The following is a 2731-nucleotide window of genomic DNA, read 5'->3' on the forward strand; positions in this document are numbered from 1 at the left end:
GGCGCCGACCCGGCCGGCGTGCACCGAGCCGAAGTCGCCCTCCGGCTTGAGCGCGTCGAAGACCGGCCGCACCAGCTCCACGTGCTCCGCCTCGCCGCCGTACATCAGCGCGTAGCCGTTCTGCAGGCCCCAGACGCCGCCGGAGACGCCGCAGTCGACGAAGCCGATGCCCTTGGCCGCGAGCTCGCGCGCGTGCTTCTCGTCGTCAGTCCAGCGGGAGTTGCCGCCGTCCACGACCACGTCGCCGGGCTCCAGGAGCCCGGCGAGCTCGTCGATCGTGGTCTGGGTCGCCTCACCGGCCGGGACCATCACCCAGACCACGCGCGGGCCCTGCAGCTTGCCCACAAGTTCCTCGAGGCTGTGGACGTCCGCGAGGGCGGGGTTGCGGTCGTATCCGACGACGGTGTGGCCCGCGCGGCGTATCCGCTCGCGCATGTTGCCGCCCATCTTGCCGAGGCCGACGAGACCGAGCTCCATCAGTTGCGTTCCTTAGGTTGCACGACGTGGCACAGGGCACCTTCGTACCCGCGTCCGAGCCTAAACCCGGACGCTCGCGCACATCCGTGGGCATACCCGCTCATTCGTATGCCCTGACCTGCGGTCCCGTCGGCGGCGGAGACCGTTCCGGTCCCCGCCCGTCCTCCCCGTCCGGTCAGCCGCTGAGGCGCACCGGCATGATCAGGTACTTGTAGGCGTCGTCCGCCTCCGCGTCCACGGCGGGCTTGCCGCTGAGCAGCGCGGGCTTGGTCGACGTGGTGAACGACAACTGGGCCACCGGGGAGTCGATCGCGCTCAGGCCGTCCAGCAGGAACGTCGGGTTGAAGGCGATGGAGATGTCGTCGCCCTCGAGCTGGGCGTCCACCCTTTCCACAGCCTGTGCGTCGTCACTGGAGCCGGCCTCCAGGATCAGCACGCCCTGCTCGAAGCTCAGCCGCACCGGGGTGTTGCGCTCGGCGACCAGGGCCACGCGCTTGACGGCCTCCACGAAGGGGGCGGTCTCGATCACGGCGACCGAGTTGAACTCCGTGGGGAACAGCGTGCGGTACTTGGGGAGGTCACCCTCCAGCAGGCGCGTGGTCGTGCGCCGTCCGGCGCCCTCGAAACCGATCAGGCCCTCGCCGGCACCCGAGCCGGACAGCGCCAGGATCACCTGGTCGCCGCTGGTCAGCGCCTTGGCGGTGTCCTGGAGGGTCTTGGCGGGCACCAGGGCGACGGCGGAGACGTCCGGGTTCTCCGGCTTCCACAGGAACTCGCGGACCGCGAAGCGGTAGCGGTCGGTGGAGGCCAGGGTCACGGTGTCGCCCTCGATCTCGATGCGCACACCGGTGAGCACGGGCAGGGTGTCGTCGCGGCCGGCGGCGATCGCCACCTGCTGCACGGCGGAGGCGAAGACCTCGCCGGGGACCGTGCCCGTGGCGTTCGGCATCTGCGGGAGCGAGGGGTACTCCTCCACAGGCAGTGTGTGGAGCGTGAAGCGGGAGGAGCCGCAGACCACCGTCGCCCGTACACCGTCTGTGGAAATCTCCACCGGCCGGTTGGGCAGGGCGCGCGAGATGTCGGCGAGCAGGCGGCCGGAGACGAGGACCGTGCCCTCCTCCTCGACCTCGGCCTCCACCGAGACGCGGGCGGAGACCTCGTAGTCGAAGCTGGACAGGCTCAGCTGGCCGTCCTCGGCCTTCAGAAGCAGGCCGGCGAGAACAGGCGCCGGCGGACGGGCCGGGAGGCTGCGTGCCGCCCAGGCCACTGCCTCCGCGAGTACGTCGCGTTCCACCCGGATCTTCACCGTAAGCCGCCTCCTGCTGTTGCGCTTGAGTCCTGAGTCCTCCGACTCGGTGTCGCCGCCCACAGCGACGGGAAGGACACCGGGGACCAGTCTGACGCACCTCACTGACAACAGGTGCCTGTCGGGGTCAAGTCGCTCCGAGGGGCAGGCGGGCCCGAGAGGGCGAGTTGTGCACAGGCCCCGCTTCGAAACGGATTCCGCTCTCTTACTGGTCGGGAGTAGTAGTAGGGGCTGTGGATACCGTGGATAACCCCGTTTGCCCAGCTCAGCGCGGGAATTTTGTCCACGGGTCCTGTGGGCGGAGGCGGTGGACAACCCGGGGTCTCTGTGGAGAACGGAAAGTTCTGCACACCTCGCCCACAGCCCGAGGGCGGTTCTCCCCAAGTGCGTCCCCAGATTTACCCACCTTTCCCACAGCCCAATCCGGCACCTTGGTGTGACGGCTTTCACTCGACGCGGTGAGCGGGTGCGTCGTGTTGCCGAACAGTGGACAGAGGTGTGGAGAAGGCGGCGATCATTGGGGACAACCGGCCCCAGCCTGTGGGCCGCCCGTGGACAACTTCGTGCACAGCCTGTGGATCACCGCTTCGTCCACACCCTGTGGAAGCCCGTCGTCCACGATTCCACAGGCATCTGAGCTGGGCGGATGCGGCTGGAGGGGCGGCCCTGTGGATGCCACTCGGGACAACTTCGCGGTCCCCAGGATGTGGACGGAAGAAAGTCGCCGAATCTGTGGAGAGCGGCCGTAACCCGGGCGTCCGATCGAACACAGCGGCCGGTGGCGGCGGTGTCGGTGCGCGTGGCGCGGGGCGTCGGAGCGGGGCGGGCGGGGGCGTCGGAGCGGGGGGGCGCGGGGCGGGCTGGGCGAGGCGGGGCCGGCCGGGGAAAGCCGGAGGGCGCCCCGGGGAGTCCCCGGGGCGCCCTCGTCGTCGCTTCCGTCAGCCGTTC

At 69.9% G+C, this 2731-nt stretch carries 2 protein-coding genes; both read right to left on the reverse strand.

Annotated features, from left to right (window positions below):
- Nucleotides 1-477, reverse strand: a 477-nt coding sequence (locus IE249_RS38600; protein WP_229859340.1) for an NAD(P)-binding domain-containing protein, incomplete at its 3' end; no start/stop codon positions are given.
- A 175-nt stretch (nucleotides 478-652) separates the two neighbouring features.
- On the reverse strand, nucleotides 653-1783 hold the full coding sequence (gene dnaN / locus IE249_RS26835; protein WP_189708749.1) for a DNA polymerase III subunit beta: 1131 nt from the start codon (nucleotides 1781-1783) through the stop codon (nucleotides 653-655).
- Nucleotides 1784-2731 lie beyond the last annotated feature (948 nt).

The organism is Streptomyces anandii JCM 4720, from assembly GCF_014650655.1.
Classification (GTDB): domain Bacteria; phylum Actinomycetota; class Actinomycetes; order Streptomycetales; family Streptomycetaceae; genus Streptomyces; species Streptomyces anandii.